Genomic DNA, 14,400 nt, shown 5'->3' with positions numbered 1-14,400 from the left:
CCCCACACATTAAGCCGGCTGCACACCGGCTGGTTTGAAATCAATGATTCTTATTTCTGCTTTCCCTTCTTTCGTTAAGTCTCCCCACTCAACGGTCATTCGCTTCACCTGGCTGTCGTCGGCCCACACTCCGGCATGCGTCAGGCTGTCGAACAACGCTTTTTGGAAGTTATCCAGATCACGGCGTGCACGGGTCGGCGGGAACAGAACAACATGCACTTCGAGTTCAGTGGTCAGTGGCTGCGGCTTGCGCTTCAGTTGCTCATACACTGCGGCGATAGCGTTTGACCGGTAAACCCGACCGCGTGCGCTGATCAGCATGCCTTTGCTGGTGGCGCGCCAGTAGCCGTTTACACTCGGTGGGAATGGCAGGGTCAGTTGCATACCGCACCACCGTTTAAATCAAGCAGGCTTTTGAGGACGCTATCAGCGAATTCCTTCGCTTCGGTGTAATCACTTGGGGAAAGCTCCCCCAATGGGGAAGCTGCCTGAAGCCAATTGCGGTATGAAGATAACCAAAGGTTTTGTAATTCGTTCACGCTGCCACCTCATTCCGATCGACACACATCTCTGGCAGGTTTGCCCGGACAAGCGCTTCGGCGAAGGGTGGAGGTACAGCATTGCCACAGCGCGCCACTTGCTTGTCTTTTGCATATTTCGTTCCACGGTAGTCCTGATCGATGATGTACCAGGAAGGGAAACCCTGCGCCGCGTAGAGCTCATGCGGTTGAAGCATGCGCATGCCGATGTCCACTATTTGATAATCCACACCCTCAACAGTGACCAGGCCAAACCGGTCATTCGTGGTGACGGTATGCAGGGACTCGTCTAGGCTGACTCCCTCTTTCTCGTTGCCGTAGTACTTGAGTAGGAAAGCGCGAACCTCACCGATGTGCAGGCCGCCGGCCGTAATAGTCGGCGCTGGTTGCGTGACAGGCTGACCATCTTTGCAGGTACCGCGCAGTTTGATCAGGTTGGAAGTGACCAGTGCATGGTGATCGGTTGTCGTGACGGTGTGCGCCGGTGTATCCATCGCAGCGCCAGCGCCGGTGTAATTTCCGCCAAAATGCTTCGCGAGGAACGCAGCGCATAACTGGCTTTTACCGCCGCCGCCCGCCGTAATTGTCCCGTTTGGCTCGTCGGCAGCATGGCCTACGCTATTACCAAACTGACGAGCGATCACCGGTGCAACTAATAAATGCTCGGCTTTGCTTGTGATTGTTGTCAGCGGCTTGCCCGCTTCATACGCCATCCGATCACCGCCAAAACCGGTCTGGCCGATCCGGGCAATGATTGGCGCAATAAGTGCCGAATGTGATTCTTTCATGACAGTGTGAAGCGGGACATCAGCAGCACGCGGTTTACCCTGATATTCAGAGCCACCAGCGCCAGCAATGAAAGGCGACAGAGTTGCTTCAACCATGCCGAGAGCATGACCATTCCCGCCTGGGCGCTCAGAACTTCCAGCGGTGATCGTCGGTAATGGCTCATTGCATTCTTGCCCAGTTGCGCCTGTGCGGAATTTTGTGATGTGCGGCGTAACGACCGCGTAACCGTGGGTTTTAGTGATCGTCTGCAGAGGCTCATCCAATGGCTGGCCACGGAAGCAGTCGTAACTGGTTTTGGTGCTGGTGTGATTGCACTTCACGATAAACGGCGTCGGGTTATCGATCACAAAACGCTGAATTCCTCGAGCAATACGCTTTAGCGTGTTCTCTGCCAGAGGCTTTTTACGCTCGAAGATACTCGGGCATGGGATAGACCAGTCAATGCACTCGGCGGCGGTGCGGTATGGCGCCAGCTTGCCGCTCTGCACATCGAGAGACTTGGGATCGCCGTGGCTGGCCACTGGCCACTGAACCGGCTGGCCATCGCAGCGCATGACCATAAAGAAGCGTTTTCTGATAGTCGGCGCGCCGTAGTCGCACGCCCGCAACTCGCGGTGATCAACAACGTAGCCCAGACCGGCGATCAGTCGACGGACGTCGTCGCTGCTCACATCGATGTTTAGCACTTCGCAGCATTCAGCGATAGCCGGATGATCAGCGGCAATGCCGGTTGTCAGCATCGCAATGAAAGCAGCGAAGGTTTCCCCTGCCCGCTCCCGATCCGGATGTTCGGTGCCGTCTTCAGCAGTTAGCAGCGGACCCCACGTTTTAAACTCTTCGACGTTTTCCAGCATCATTACACGCGGACGTTTGGCCAGCGCCCAGCGGATCACAATCCACGCCAGACCACGGATTTCTTTCTTAACGGGTTTGCTGCCCTTAGCTTTGCTGAAGTGACGGCAATCCGGGCTGAACCATGCAAGACCAACAGGACGGCCGGCGGTCGCAGCTATAGGGTCAACATCAAACACGGACTCGCAGTAATGCAAGGTTTCAGGATGATTGGTGCTGTGCATGGCAATAGCGTTCTCGTCGTGGTTGATCGCGATATCAACGCTGCGGCCCGTTGCCATCTCAATACCTGTACTCGCACCGCCGCCGCCAGCAAAATTATCTACGATGATTTCTTTCATGCTTTAGCTCCCATGACAGCAGCTAGCGTGCTGGCAGTGTTGATAATTGCGGCCATTGGATAGCCTTCGATTTTTAAACGGTTGATGTGATTGCGCAGCTTGTTTTGAAGATGGTTGGCAAGGTCACCAGCAGATGGAACCTGATCGAAAATCTGATTAACTTCAAATGGCCACACAGTGTTGCTTGTGTCTGCCAAAAGCGGCGTGGGGGTGAGTTTTTCAACTTCGCGGCGGATCTGCGCAAGGAATGCTTCCCCATGCGCTAACAGCCGCTGGCGATCAATATAGCTGAAAGCACTGCCAGACCAAGATTTATCAAACACAACAATAGCCGCACCGAAACCCGCTGATGATGCTACTGGCTGCCCTTCTTCTGGCCGGTACCATGTCGGCAGGTCAAAACCGATACGCCCACGGATAAATGCAATGTGATCCGCATGCTCTGGCCACCATGTTTCGCCTGTTGCCGCTTTAAGCAGGAAGACATACCGCCCACCTTTCTCACGCATTTCGCCCAAGTGGCGGATAATATGAGTCATCCCAGTGATGTACTGGCCTTCATGTTGAGTGGCGCGGGAATACGGTGGGTTGCCGAATGCGGCACCGTGTAATTCAGCGAGCCGCGCCGACCAGTCCTGATTCAACGCATTATCTTCAGCTGTATAAAATGCCTGGCACTTACTGTTTTCACCGTCAGTGAACAGATCCAGAACAAATGGGCCAAACATTGCGTTGATACCCCAGAAAAGTGAGTCAGGCGTGCGCCACTGATCACCCACCTCTTTCAGCTTGTGAGTTGATAATTCTTTTTGCTCAGAGAGTGCCAGACAATATGGATTACTCATGCTGTTGCCCCTTGCTGCTGGCGCTGTGCGCACTCTTTCCAGATTTGGTTCCAACGCGGCTGCGAATACGCTGGACCCATGTTTCTCACGTTTGCTTTGCCGGCTTCGGCACAGACTGCTTTCTCCAGTTCGCTTGGCTTCTTCGTTGCGCCTACACCAGAGGTAAAACGGCGATAAGCAGCATCGCGCTCAGCGGTATCTTCCAAAGCCGGATTATCAGCTTTGGCTTCACTGGAACACGCTGGGCGTCCAGCGGTATCCCAGGCTTTCGCCGCCAGAAGATTTGAAGAGAATTTGTCGGATGAGAAGATGGTCGACGGGTTCAGCCCGCGAGCGTACTTCGTACCCAGCCAGCAAGCAACGAGGTGATCAACAACAACCAGCATTTCAGCTTTGGTGGCCGTTACGTTCCGTAGACGGGCGCGAATATGTTGCAAATTGCCGTCGGTCAATTCGAACGTCACGCTGGTCAGCTTCGATAAGTGCTGCACGACTTCAATGGCTTCTCTCGTCAACCGTTCAGAAATAAATTCCTCCCCGTCTGTCGGCGCAGCCGGCGGACAAGAGGGTTTAATGATCTGTTTGTGTTGATCTGTGTAGTGATCTGTATAGAGAATAGGTTCGGCAATATTGCCGTTCCCTGTCGGCAATACTGCCGTTCCCGTTTGGCTTATTTGCCGTTCCGGTTTGGCAATATCGCCATTCCCATTCGGCAATACTGCCGAACCCATAGCCGGTGCGGGTTGAGGCGGGAAAATCTTTATAATTAACGCGTCACCATCAACGCGATAATGCTTCTTCACTGTGCCGTTAACTTGGCGTTTTGCTTCCTCAATGATGCCAGGCAAGTACTTGGTGATCAGCTTGTCGACGGCCTTACGAACCTGATCGGGTTTAACGCCACGAATCTCTGCGGCAAGCTCTTCGTGTGTCTTATAGAACCAGCCATTGTCCTGAGACGATGGCTTACCTGACCAGAACACAAGCTGGTTCAGAATAGCGCCCAGCAGGTGCGCCTGAGGGTCACCGAAAACAAAGTCCAGATATGGGGTAGGAATGGTGATGCAATTCCCCTGCCCTGACATGGCCTGAACAATTTCAAATATCCGGCTCATAAATCAACCTTCCCTTTCTGACTTAGCCTTGAGTGCCGCGCGGCGGCACCAATTCCAATACCGATCAACCACAGCGTTAGGCTTGGGGATGTGGTTGATGGCTTTTCCGGGCTCCCGTACTATCTGGACATACCTGCACGGGCACTGCGATATACATTGAAATTGCACTGCTGGTCGAACACGGTTTACACTGTTCATGCGTTTAATTACTCCACACGTTTAATTGATGCGCACGACGCCCCAGGCTGCACACTTGGGGCGTCACCCTCTCCGAATAGCATCTCAGTCACGACCATGATCTCCGCCACCAAACTCTGAACCCTATAACCCTTGATCCGCATACGCTTACTTTCATCGCGATCCAGCACACCATCCGCGGTGAATTCGTTGTGCACCTGAGCGAACTGTCCAAGAGCAGTCAAAAGTTCATTGAACTTGATCAGAAGTTCTTCATTTCCCATTTCCGCAATTTCTGGAAATTTGACGAATGTTCCGCCGTTTCTCTTGCACATTGCTTCGGTGATATCCGAACGGCCGGAAATTGACTCCATATCGATAGCCATGCCGAATGGCACCATCTGGCCTCCAACTTGGCGAACGCGGTTACTTAAGGCGTTATGAGTGCCGTCATGTGCCAAACGCTCAGCCATCGCGCTATATCCACCAGCAAAAGACGTGATCATCTTGTGCATTGCTGTGGTTATGTCGTCCGGAACTGGAAAGTTTTTGTTGTCCACAATGTGTTACCTCGCTTTGTGGTTACGCTTATGCCGCAGGGGCTATAGAATTCAATTCAGGCCAGATTCCCTGCCAGTCATCAGGATGCAGATCCTTACGACTCACAGCCCCGTCAGAGCTTGTTTCGATCAATACTGATAAAGCGGGTCCTAATTTTTGTTTCTTACTGATTGCCTTGCGAAGGTACTCAACGGAGGTGCTGCATTTGGCTGCAAAGTCACGTTGCTCACCGATGCTCAGGGCATTGAGATAAATTCTAAGTGTGTCCATGTTTCCTCCTGAGGTAGTCAATCAAAGTATACTTACAAGTAAACTTTAATCAATACTCACAGGTCATTTACCTGTGAGTAATTTTTAGTAAGATGCGGGTATGAAAGAAGACAATAATTCTCAAGTATTTGAGTGCCGCCGACTAAAGCTGAAGGAGTTGGTAGAGCGATTTGAAACGCAGAGAGCTTTTTCTGAGGCTACTGGTATTGATGTAACTGTTATTTCACGAATGCTTTACCCTGAAGGTAAAGCTGGTAAGAGAAATATCGGGGAAAAATCCGTACGACAAATCGAGGATGCTTTAAAACTAAATCGGGGCTGGATGGATGGAATTTCACAGGAAAACAACAACGTATCATTTGTTGGATTTAATGAACCTGCCGGCAGTTATCCTGTAATCAGCTGGGTCAGTGCAGGTGCATGGTCTGAAGCTGTTGAGCCCTATCATCGCAAAAGCATTGATCGTTGGCTTGAGACGACTGTGGAGTGTTCTGAAAACTCATTTTGGCTTGATGTGAAAGGTGACTCAATGACCGCGCCAGCAGGGCTGAGTATCCCAGAAGGTATGGTTATTTTAGTTGACCCAGAAGTTGAAGCTACGAACGGAAAGTTGATTGTTGCAAAGCTTGAATCTGATAATGAAGCTACATTTAAAAAATACGTTGTAGATGCCGGACGGAAATTTTTGAAGGCTCTCAACCCTCACTGGCCAATGACTGAAATTAACGGTAACTGCAAAATTATTGGTGTTGTGGTAGATGCGAAAATCGCAAACTTACCATAACTTAACCCATTGATTTTAAGGTTTATAGTGGATTATTTAATTAATGACGTTATTCTTTGCAGCAGCACTACTTGGATTAATACCTGCCTTTATTGCTCAAAGCAAAGGTAGATCTTTCGGAGCCTGGTGGCTCTATGGCTTTCTACTATTTATAGTAGCGATTATCCACGCTTTGGTAATACCTTCAGATAACACCTCTTCTGTGAACTCTTCTAATAGTCCTCCATGCCCATTCTGCGCTGAGCCAATAATGCGGCAGGCTATTAAATGTAAGCACTGCGGTAGTGATGTTATGTCAGCCCCTGCATTGGAAGAGAGTGATGGTACTCAAATCTCCTGGAGAAGGCTTGCAGCATTTGCATTAGCCATTTCCATAACTGGCCTTATCATTCATGTCCTTGGTTTGAGGTAACTGCCATACCTTCCAGAGTTTCTGCCCTTTTCGTCCCTCTCTATTTTCTTCAAAAAACCTCCATAGTCATCTTATTTTAAATTCAACACCCCACATATCTATCGATTTATTAAAAAATATAATAATTAAATTCATCAACTTAAAATCAAATCCGATAAAATTTACTCTGGAGTATTTACTTGCTGATTACTTGTAAGTATATTTTATTCCATCAGGGCAACACAACGATAAGAACACAACAGCTTAGAGGTGACAGGATGGGTACGCAGGAGCAGAAAGAAGCCTGGCTTATAGTGGTTGAGTCAGCGCGAAATGCCCTAGATTCTATTGAAAGTGAAAACTACAAAACGATAGAACAAATGGCTCTCGGTTCCATAATTTTCGCATTTGACATATTGGATTTTAACCTGAGTTCAGCACGTCACAATATAAGCACAAGCGAAAACTTGTCACGTGAAGAAGCTGCAAAGCATATAGGGGTTAAAACACAAACCCTCGCTAATTGGGCACATTCAGGAAGAGAAAAAATCCCATTCCGGAAGATCAGAGGAAAAGCGACGTATCTCCGGAGCGATTTAGATGCGTATTTAATTTCCATAGGAATGAGTGAAGCGCAGTAAACCCTACAACAGCTTAATGAGGTCTCAAAATGGATAAGCCACCTAAAGAAGCCGGGCCGATGTCTCTTGAGCAATTCAGATTTCGTGTGAATAACCCTCCTAATAAATGCCCGCTTGAGGGTTTTAGGAAATCTGAAACTGAAAGACTTAACCTTCTTTTGCAGATCCAAGAAGAGCAATTGTCTTCTCAGAAATCGCCCTCCCTCTTGCCAAAAGTAGGTCGTTGTTTTGTGGAATGGTGGACTCGGCTAGTTGGTTAAGTTCAAAGATGGTGTCAGTAAGTGTAAGGCGCTGCTCTGGCGTTAAAGTTCGAACTAACCCGATTAAAAATCTTTTTGTTGCTGAGTTTTCTACTTCGAGTTGGTTGATCAATTCACTGAGCCCTAATGGGAGTTGATTTCCTGACATTTGTTTTGCTCTTGGTTGTGTGATAACGCCCAAGATACCACCGCCGCCTGAGGTGGAGAAGTAACCAGGCACACAACGATAAGGGCACTGGTTGTTGAGAGTCTCACTAACAATCAACTTTCTAACCACAGAATCAGTGCTCTTAACGTTGTGGTGAATGCGTAGGCTGATGCGCGGCGGACTTCTAACCCGTGCGGGACACTGGCAACACCAGACTGAAAGCCGGAAAGAAAGCAGTACCGGCCACCGCAACCGCGAGTTGATCCAGCGCGTTATCTGGTCAGTGACCTGCCTGCACTCTCATGGCAGTGACCGCTGGGAAAGACCAGCACGCAACGCGAAGGGCACTGACGAGCAAGGCATAGAGCTTGGTTCAATTCCGAGCGACAAACTTCAGTGTTTGGCGGTGGGCAACGAAAAGGTCCGTTCAATTCGGACACCGGTAGTGCTCTTCGCGTTGTGGCAAGCATCAGGGGATGGCCGGGTTCCCTACCCGGTTGCGGGTTCGACTCCCGCCGCCCTACTTCATCACTCTGGAAAAGTGGTAATTGCTGTGTGTAGTTCTTTGCGACTGACCAGGCTCTTCAATCAACCAACATCAGGGGGAGCGAGGATAATGTTCAACCTGGTTCAGTCGCACTTTTTAACGCAGACATAGACAAGGGTTCGCTGGCACCCACCAGCACGCCATGTGCATTACCGGCGGCCCTTTTCTATGTGTGTGAGTAATTGACGCAGCACCCGCTGCGATAAATGAGGGCTGGTGAATGGCTGAAAATCGTATGACCAACGTCCCGGAGTTCCTTTCTGAACTCGATGCCGGGATTTTCGAAAACAAGATTGCCGCTGCGCTGAATGCTGTTGCGTTTGGTGTTCTGAATAACGGCGGCAAAGGCAAAGTCGTGATCGAAATCGACGTTGACCGCATGAGCAACACGATGGAAGAGAAGCGCGTGATGCTGAGCCACAAACTGAAATTTGTTTCACCAACACCGCGCGGTAAGTCTTCAGAAGAAGATAAGACCGAGACACCGATGTATGTCGGCAAAGGCGGGAAGCTCACAATCATGCAAGAAGATCAGGGCCAACTCTTCTCTATCGCTGGCGAACCAGACGGCAAGCTCCGCGACAAGCGATAACCATCGTATTAACCCTTCCGAAAAAAGGAAATTGTTATGTCTCAAGTTTTAGATGCATCAGCAATCAAAGAAGTCCGGGATATGTCCCTTTCGGCTCTGCTAGAAGAGCGCCTGTCCTCAGCTGACTGCCCTGCTGTTGCTTTGCCTGAATCCGTGCGGATCCACTCCCTTGAAAACCTGCAAGATGGTCGGTTCCGCTTTCGCGGCAAAATGGAAACTGCCAGCATTCTGGACTTCTCCCGATACTGCAAAGAGTTTGCAGATGTAGGGGTTCGCTGTTTCATCAATGCCGACAGCATGGCCGCAGTTACCGTTTTCAACCTCGGCACACTGGCCACACCAGGACACGCTGATAACACAGCCGTTCTAAAATTGAAGCGCACAGCACCATTTCAGGCATTGCTGGGCATCAACGGCTGCAAAAACTCGCAGAAAGATTTGGCTGAGTGGCTGGAAGACTGGTCTGAATTCCTGATTGCTTTCACGGCTGACGGGGAAGTGCTGGACATCAAGAAAGCGATCGGAGGAGTTCGCAAGATCACCATCGAAGCATCCAGTTCTGCGGATCATGAAGACAGTGATTTCGGTGCCAAGCGGTCAGTGATGGAAAGCGTGGAAGCAAAAAGCAAAGAAGTCATGCCAGCGGCTTTCGAATTTAAGTGCGTGCCGTATGAAGGTCTGGGTGATCGCCGCTTCCGCCTACGCTACAGCGTCTTGACCGGCGGCAATGCTCCGGTGCTGGTTCTGCGCATTGTCCAGCTGGAAACCGAAGAAGAGCATATGGCGACCGAGTTCCGCGAGCTGCTCGAAACCAACTTCACCGACGTAGAAGTTGAAACGTTTATCGGTGAATTCAAAGCCTGATAGCGCAGCCTTAAATGCCCTAACCCATCGGGGCATTTAGTGAATCGTTATTACTGAAATTTAATTGCCATCACTGGCAAGGGACTCTTTCAACCCAAAAACAGCGTGCTGCTTATTTTTCTCTTAATGTGTGGAGTAATTTTATGACCTGGTTAACCACCTTCTCCGGCCAGCATCTGGATTTCTCAAATCCAAACCTACTGGCTTTCAATATCAACGATATCGCACAGGGGCTCTCACACGAATGCCGCTTTGCTGGGCAAATTGCCGAGTTCTACAGTGTGGCTCAGCACTCTGTTCTGTGCAGTCTGATCGTGCCGCCACAGTGCCAGCGCGAAGCGCTCTTACACGATGCAACTGAAGCGTATATGAAAGATATCCCCTCACCTCTTAAGTGCCTGCTGCCGGATTACGCGCGCATTGAAAAGAGCATTGATACCCTGATCCGCGAAAAGTACGAGCTGCCCCCTGAAATGAGCGCCCTCGTAAAAACCGCTGACCTGATCATGCTAGCCACCGAACGCCGGGATCTGGAAGTGGACCTCGAAAATCACTGGCCGGTGCTTGAAGGTATCAATCCTGCGGACTTTCTAATTTCACCTCTCAACCCAGTTCAGGCCAGAGCTTTATTCATGCGCCGCTGGGAAGAACTGATGTTCTGATCTGGAGTCCGTCATGACAGCAAAAACTAATAGCTATTCAGCAGCAATGTTTATGTCGTGGGTGCTGAGCCAGGGGATCTTAACTTGCCCGTTCCCTAATGTTCATCCGACCAACGCCAGAGAATTCAGTAACTGCTACAGCATGCTGAAAGACTTCCCTTTGTTAGCTACTGAACTGAAGCGAATGGCCATGTATTCCCGCGAATGGCGTGTCGTTGTTCAGAACTGGGAGGTGTGGAAGGAGTTCATGCTCGATGGACGACATGTTCAGTTATCAGAACTTATGACTGTGGCATTTGTCCGCCTCGCCGCGCCGACTGCAACCCTGGCTGCTAATTTATCGACTCGAGTAACTGGCCCCAAACGCCGAAATAATCGAAGTGGCCACGGACATAGCCATCTGTCAGAAGATGATAAGAAATTTATCCATACATCACGAGGACGCCTGTCGCTTAAGCGCATTGCCGGAGTTTTAGACCGGCCTTACTCCACGATCATGAGAAATGCAAAGCTGCTGCAAGGAGATCATCCATGAAAGAGCGCCCTATTTTATTCAACGCTGAGATGATTCAGGCCATTCTCAGCGGTCGCAAGACGCAGACGCGCCGGGTTATCAAACTGCCGCTCATCGATAAGAACATGGAATGTGAGCTCGCGGGAAATGAACTGGCCGGAGAGGTTAAAGCTGGCGATTACCGCAACTGCCTACTCGGACAGCCTGGCGATCAGTTCTGGGTGCGTGAGGCTTTCCGAGTTCACAGTCGTGCTACTGACGTTGCCACGCTGGTTTATAAGGCCAGTGAGCGCAATTCATGGACCGAACAAACCCACCGTGTTCCGGTATCGGCATGCGATAAACCTGTTTCACCAGAGAGATGGACGCCTTCAATCCACATGCCGCGCTGGGCCAGCCGTATTCAGTTGGAAATAACCAATGTCGGCGTACAGCGACTTCAGGACATCAGTTCAGATGATGCCGTCCGCGAGGGTATTTGCCAACTTCCGGCTTCTGGTCGCTACTGCATCAATCCCGGTGACCAATATTTCGGTGGTGCCAGCCACAGCGCCAAAGAAGTTTATTCCTGGTTGTGGGAGTCGATTTACGGCGAAGGAAGTTGGCAGGCTAACACATGGGTTTGGGTGATCGAATTCAAACATTTAGCGCCAGCGGGGAACAGCCATGACTGAGACAACCAAACAAAGCATTTCCAGCGGCGATAAATTGACGCCTGAAACTTTCGCTGATTTCGTCCAGCGCCTGAAATACCACTGTCAGGGCGAAGGGGTTGACGAGCATTGCACTGCTGACGCAATTTTCATTGTTGAAAGAAAGCGGCTGGTCACCGGCATTGATCTGGACTATGCGCCAGAGAAATTGGTTTACCTTGACGACCACCAGTGGTTTTCCCCGAAAGAGTATTGGGATGACTGCGACCGCGAGCAGAAAGCCGAACTGAATAAGGCTTCTCAAGCGTGGTGCGATGCGAAGTTCATGCAGGCGGACGAGGACGACCAGTGGTATGTCTTGGGCGAACTGGATGACCATACCGTTACCGGTTACAGCGAAGAATGGGAATACGTTAACAGCCATTTCACCAAGGAAGGTGCTGAAGCTTTCATTAAGCGCAAAAAGCACGACTACCCCAAAGGGCTGCGGGTTTACGTGGACGCGAATATCTACTGCTGGGAATTCAATGCCATCAAAGAAGCTTTTTTGGATGGCCGTCTGGTGCTGAAGGAGTCGGTATGACTGACAAAACTGATATTGCAGCACAGCTCTCAAAGCGCATTTTACATTACGCAGATATGGCCTCCTGCACATCTGAAGGAACCAGCGTTTTGGGCGCTGACCTTCTCAAGCTTATTGGCGACACGATTAACGACCTGAGCGGCAAGCTGGAAGCAGAACGCCAGCGGGCTGATAAGGCAGAGCTTGCACTGATAAAGCCGTTACCGATTGGTGAGCTTATTCAGAGACTCGAGGGTCAAACGTATGAAAAGTGGTTCTCCCAGTCCGAGTTAAGAGTCGATCAGGTGCCGGTCGGCGAAATCGTCACATGGAGCGGCACGAACCGCGAGAAGGGAATTACGCGAGATGTTGATTTCCGGTTCCTGCGCTTTGATGTGCAACCAGGACAACAACTATTCACCGCAGCGCAGGCGCAAAAGCCGGTCGCGTTTCCTGACATTAACGAAGATTTAGTTGAGATTCTTGGTCGCCCTAACTTCACATGCTCTGGAATCGCAGAGATTTTCCGGGGAAATGGAGCGGATATAAAACGCAAATCTGAGAATGAGCAAGCGTTTATCATTCATTGGCTTATTGGGGTATATCTGACGCATGGCAGCGACTGGCGATTGGTCGCAGAGGCGTCATTGCAGATAAGTAAAGGCTGCTGGCTGCATCGTGTCGGATAAGTAGTGGGTGCTATGACATCACCTTATTTTTGCAATCACTAAGCAATGAGTGAAATATGTTTCACAACAAAGAAAAATACCAGACATGTGGCAATTCAGATTCCGCCGTCCAATAAAATTTTCAAATCTGTAAGCCGGTGTGCAGTCGGCTATAACTAAACGTGTGGAGTGATTTATGGCGAGAACATTAACGTTAGATGCATGGGCTCTTGATGAGTTTACCGCGCCTATTCCAAGCAGGCCTACCCTGATGAAGTATGCGAAGAGCGGCATGATATCTCCCCCACCCTTCAAGGCTGGGCGGTGCTGGCGTGTTGAAGCGTCAGCGCGCTTTGTCGGCATGACCGATAAACCAGCGATCATGAAGGATGATGATCCACGTTTAATGAGGATTCTCGAAGATGGCGCGCCCACGTAAATACAACGTGAACATTCCTGGCCTTTCCTGCTACACCGACGCCAGAACAAAAAAAGTGTACTGGCGTTATAAGCACCCCATTACCGGTAAATTTCATGGTTTAGGCGACAACGAGGGAGAGGCGAAGCAAATAGCGGTCGATGCTAATACACGTCTAGCCGAACAGAAAATGAAGCACATGTTCACCATCCGAGAAAAAATCAGCGCGAAGCTGGGCATGTCTATTGTTGTCTCCAGTTGGCTCGACAAATACATAAAGATTCAGGATGAGCGACTTAAAGCCGGTGAAATTAAACTGAATACTTTGAAGCAAAAAATAGCACCCGTTGAAGCCTTCCGGCGCGAATGCGGATCTATGGAGTTGCAGTCGATTGGGGCAAAGGATATTGCGGCCATCATTGAACAATACAAGGAACGTGGCCAGCGCCGGATGGCTCAGGTGGTTCGCATGGTGTTGGTTGATGTCTATAAGGAAGCTCAGCATGCGGGTGAAGTTGAGCCAGGCTACAACCCGGCAATGGCCACAAGGAAACCGGTAAACCGGGTACAGCGTGAGCGCTTTGATATAGAAGAGTGGCGGGTAATTTTTAAAGCAGCTGAGACAGCTCAAAACTATGTACAGAACTCAATGCTACTGGCGGTTGTAACCGGCCAGCGCCTAGGTGATATCTCACGTATGAAATTTTCCGACGTATGGGATGATCACCTGCATATAGAACAGGAGAAAACCGGCATGAAGTTGGCGATCCCACTATCACTGCGCTGCAATGAGTTGGACACCTCACTACGAGAAGTTGTGACTAGGTGCCGAGACATGATTATCAGTCCCTATATTTTACACATCCACCATACGACAGGAAAAGCAAAGCGAGGCGGGCAAGTTTCCAGCGCATCCATCACAGCCTCGTTCTCTCAAGTCCGAGATCGCAGTGGTTTAAAATGGACAGAGGGAACGCCGCCATCTTTTCACGAACAGCGCTCATTATCGGAAAGGTTATATCGAGCTCAGGGCATCGATACCCAGAAATTATTAGGTCACAAAAACCAAATAATGACTGACAGATACAACGATGACCGCGGGAAAGATTGGGTGATTTTGGCTATTTAAACAGTACGTTTTTCGTTCAGTTTTGCAGAAGAGTTTTGCAGGGGTTTTGCAGAAGAATTTTTGAAGGGGCAAAAAACA

Annotated in this window: 19 protein-coding genes; 11 read left to right on the top strand and 8 right to left on the bottom strand. The window is 49.9% G+C overall.

The features are described from left to right. Positions 1-9: 9 nt before the first annotated feature. The 7 genes from ACMV8I_RS02650 to ACMV8I_RS02620 form a co-directional block, all read right to left on the bottom strand. The gene (locus ACMV8I_RS02650) at positions 10-384 is read right to left on the bottom strand and encodes a RusA family crossover junction endodeoxyribonuclease (protein ID WP_498863663.1); all 375 of its coding nucleotides are present in this window, start codon (positions 382-384) and stop codon (positions 10-12) included. Beyond that, positions 375-539 (bottom strand): hypothetical protein, encoded by a 165-nt coding sequence (locus ACMV8I_RS02645; RefSeq protein ID WP_498863662.1) that lies wholly within the window; start codon positions 537-539, stop codon positions 375-377. Before ACMV8I_RS02645 ends, ACMV8I_RS02650 begins: the two co-directional genes overlap by 10 nt. Continuing rightward, positions 536-2,521, bottom strand: coding sequence for a DNA cytosine methyltransferase (locus tag ACMV8I_RS02640; protein ID WP_498863661.1), 1,986 nt, complete (start codon positions 2,519-2,521; stop codon positions 536-538). Before ACMV8I_RS02640 ends, ACMV8I_RS02645 begins: the two co-directional genes overlap by 4 nt. Then, the gene (locus tag ACMV8I_RS02635; RefSeq protein WP_498863660.1) at positions 2,518-3,366 is read right to left on the bottom strand and encodes a phage N-6-adenine-methyltransferase; all 849 of its coding nucleotides are present in this window, start codon (positions 3,364-3,366) and stop codon (positions 2,518-2,520) included. The genes ACMV8I_RS02640 and ACMV8I_RS02635 overlap by 4 nt, the downstream gene beginning before the upstream one ends. Next, complete coding sequence (locus ACMV8I_RS02630; RefSeq protein WP_498863659.1) at positions 3,363-4,481, bottom strand: conserved phage C-terminal domain-containing protein; 1,119 nt, start codon at positions 4,479-4,481, stop codon at positions 3,363-3,365. The genes ACMV8I_RS02635 and ACMV8I_RS02630 overlap by 4 nt, the downstream gene beginning before the upstream one ends. 206 nt (positions 4,482-4,687) lie before the next feature. Further along, the gene (locus ACMV8I_RS02625) at positions 4,688-5,218 is read right to left on the bottom strand and encodes a YmfL family putative regulatory protein (RefSeq protein WP_498863658.1); all 531 of its coding nucleotides are present in this window, start codon (positions 5,216-5,218) and stop codon (positions 4,688-4,690) included. 28 nt (positions 5,219-5,246) lie between these two features. Further along, a complete protein-coding gene (locus tag ACMV8I_RS02620; RefSeq protein ID WP_498863657.1) occupies positions 5,247-5,489 on the bottom strand; it encodes a transcriptional regulator in 243 nt (80 codons plus the stop codon). Positions 5,490-5,589: 100 nt separating this feature from the next. Between ACMV8I_RS02620 and ACMV8I_RS02615 the strand changes: the two genes are divergently transcribed. Together ACMV8I_RS02615 and ACMV8I_RS02610 are read left to right on the top strand one after the other, a co-directional pair. Then, positions 5,590-6,273, top strand: coding sequence for a LexA family protein (locus ACMV8I_RS02615; protein ID WP_498863656.1), 684 nt, complete (start codon positions 5,590-5,592; stop codon positions 6,271-6,273). A gap of 669 nt (positions 6,274-6,942) precedes the next feature. Continuing rightward, positions 6,943-7,305, top strand: a complete 363-nt coding sequence (locus ACMV8I_RS02610; protein ID WP_498863655.1) for a helix-turn-helix domain-containing protein — start codon at positions 6,943-6,945, stop codon at positions 7,303-7,305. Between the two features lie 147 nt (positions 7,306-7,452). Here ACMV8I_RS02610 and ACMV8I_RS02605 read toward each other — a convergent pair whose 3' ends face one another. Then, complete coding sequence (locus ACMV8I_RS02605; protein WP_498863654.1) at positions 7,453-7,713, bottom strand: hypothetical protein; 261 nt, start codon at positions 7,711-7,713, stop codon at positions 7,453-7,455. A gap of 767 nt (positions 7,714-8,480) precedes the next feature. Between ACMV8I_RS02605 and ACMV8I_RS02600 the strand changes: the two genes are divergently transcribed. From ACMV8I_RS02600 to ACMV8I_RS02560, 9 genes are all read left to right on the top strand, one after another. Beyond that, complete coding sequence (locus ACMV8I_RS02600) at positions 8,481-8,852, top strand: YfdP family phage-associated protein (protein WP_498863653.1); 372 nt, start codon at positions 8,481-8,483, stop codon at positions 8,850-8,852. Positions 8,853-8,888: 36 nt separating this feature from the next. Then, complete coding sequence (locus tag ACMV8I_RS02595) at positions 8,889-9,716, top strand: YfdQ family protein (protein ID WP_498863652.1); 828 nt, start codon at positions 8,889-8,891, stop codon at positions 9,714-9,716. 143 nt (positions 9,717-9,859) lie between these two features. Next, on the top strand, positions 9,860-10,378 hold the full coding sequence (locus ACMV8I_RS02590; protein WP_498863651.1) for an HD family hydrolase: 519 nt from the start codon (positions 9,860-9,862) through the stop codon (positions 10,376-10,378). Positions 10,379-10,391: 13 nt separating this feature from the next. Further along, a complete protein-coding gene (locus ACMV8I_RS02585) occupies positions 10,392-10,913 on the top strand; it encodes a hypothetical protein (RefSeq protein WP_498863650.1) in 522 nt (173 codons plus the stop codon). Next, positions 10,910-11,566: an ASCH domain-containing protein gene (locus ACMV8I_RS02580; RefSeq protein ID WP_498863649.1), complete on the top strand. Its 657-nt coding sequence runs from the start codon at positions 10,910-10,912 to the stop codon at positions 11,564-11,566. The genes ACMV8I_RS02585 and ACMV8I_RS02580 overlap by 4 nt, the downstream gene beginning before the upstream one ends. Continuing rightward, positions 11,559-12,128 carry a hypothetical protein gene (locus ACMV8I_RS02575; RefSeq protein WP_498863648.1) on the top strand — a complete coding sequence of 190 codons (570 nt, stop codon included), beginning with the start codon at positions 11,559-11,561 and terminating at the stop codon, positions 12,126-12,128. Before ACMV8I_RS02580 ends, ACMV8I_RS02575 begins: the two co-directional genes overlap by 8 nt. After that, on the top strand, positions 12,125-12,796 hold the full coding sequence (locus tag ACMV8I_RS02570) for a hypothetical protein (protein ID WP_498863647.1): 672 nt from the start codon (positions 12,125-12,127) through the stop codon (positions 12,794-12,796). The genes ACMV8I_RS02575 and ACMV8I_RS02570 overlap by 4 nt, the downstream gene beginning before the upstream one ends. Positions 12,797-12,971: 175 nt before the next feature. After that, positions 12,972-13,214: an excisionase gene (locus ACMV8I_RS02565; protein WP_498863646.1), complete on the top strand. Its 243-nt coding sequence runs from the start codon at positions 12,972-12,974 to the stop codon at positions 13,212-13,214. Then, a complete protein-coding gene (locus ACMV8I_RS02560) occupies positions 13,198-14,322 on the top strand; it encodes a phage integrase Arm DNA-binding domain-containing protein (RefSeq protein WP_498863645.1) in 1,125 nt (374 codons plus the stop codon). Before ACMV8I_RS02565 ends, ACMV8I_RS02560 begins: the two co-directional genes overlap by 17 nt. Positions 14,323-14,400 lie beyond the last annotated feature (78 nt).

This window comes from Ewingella sp. S1.OA.A_B6, from assembly GCF_049889095.1.
In the GTDB taxonomy this organism is placed as follows: Bacteria; Pseudomonadota; Gammaproteobacteria; order Enterobacterales; family Enterobacteriaceae; genus Ewingella.
This window is presented reverse-complemented; position numbering and strand designations above follow the sequence as displayed.

Coding starts and splice junctions, on each gene's coding strand:
- ACMV8I_RS02590 (WP_498863651.1), top strand. CDS start 9,860: ATGACCTGGTTAACCACCTTCTCCGGCCAGCATCTGGATTTCTCAAAT.
- ACMV8I_RS02570 (WP_498863647.1), top strand. CDS start 12,125: ATGACTGACAAAACTGATATTGCAGCACAGCTCTCAAAGCGCATTTTA.
- ACMV8I_RS02595 (WP_498863652.1), top strand. CDS start 8,889: ATGTCTCAAGTTTTAGATGCATCAGCAATCAAAGAAGTCCGGGATATG.
- ACMV8I_RS02620 (WP_498863657.1), bottom strand. CDS start 5,489: ATGGACACACTTAGAATTTATCTCAATGCCCTGAGCATCGGTGAGCAA.
- ACMV8I_RS02565 (WP_498863646.1), top strand. CDS start 12,972: ATGGCGAGAACATTAACGTTAGATGCATGGGCTCTTGATGAGTTTACC.
- ACMV8I_RS02635 (WP_498863660.1), bottom strand. CDS start 3,366: ATGAGTAATCCATATTGTCTGGCACTCTCTGAGCAAAAAGAATTATCA.
- ACMV8I_RS02650 (WP_498863663.1), bottom strand. CDS start 384: ATGCAACTGACCCTGCCATTCCCACCGAGTGTAAACGGCTACTGGCGC.
- ACMV8I_RS02575 (WP_498863648.1), top strand. CDS start 11,559: ATGACTGAGACAACCAAACAAAGCATTTCCAGCGGCGATAAATTGACG.
- ACMV8I_RS02580 (WP_498863649.1), top strand. CDS start 10,910: ATGAAAGAGCGCCCTATTTTATTCAACGCTGAGATGATTCAGGCCATT.
- ACMV8I_RS02640 (WP_498863661.1), bottom strand. CDS start 2,521: ATGAAAGAAATCATCGTAGATAATTTTGCTGGCGGCGGCGGTGCGAGT.
- ACMV8I_RS02615 (WP_498863656.1), top strand. CDS start 5,590: ATGAAAGAAGACAATAATTCTCAAGTATTTGAGTGCCGCCGACTAAAG.
- ACMV8I_RS02600 (WP_498863653.1), top strand. CDS start 8,481: ATGGCTGAAAATCGTATGACCAACGTCCCGGAGTTCCTTTCTGAACTC.
- ACMV8I_RS02560 (WP_498863645.1), top strand. CDS start 13,198: ATGGCGCGCCCACGTAAATACAACGTGAACATTCCTGGCCTTTCCTGC.
- ACMV8I_RS02585 (WP_498863650.1), top strand. CDS start 10,392: ATGACAGCAAAAACTAATAGCTATTCAGCAGCAATGTTTATGTCGTGG.
- ACMV8I_RS02610 (WP_498863655.1), top strand. CDS start 6,943: ATGGGTACGCAGGAGCAGAAAGAAGCCTGGCTTATAGTGGTTGAGTCA.
- ACMV8I_RS02605 (WP_498863654.1), bottom strand. CDS start 7,713: ATGTCAGGAAATCAACTCCCATTAGGGCTCAGTGAATTGATCAACCAA.
- ACMV8I_RS02630 (WP_498863659.1), bottom strand. CDS start 4,481: ATGAGCCGGATATTTGAAATTGTTCAGGCCATGTCAGGGCAGGGGAAT.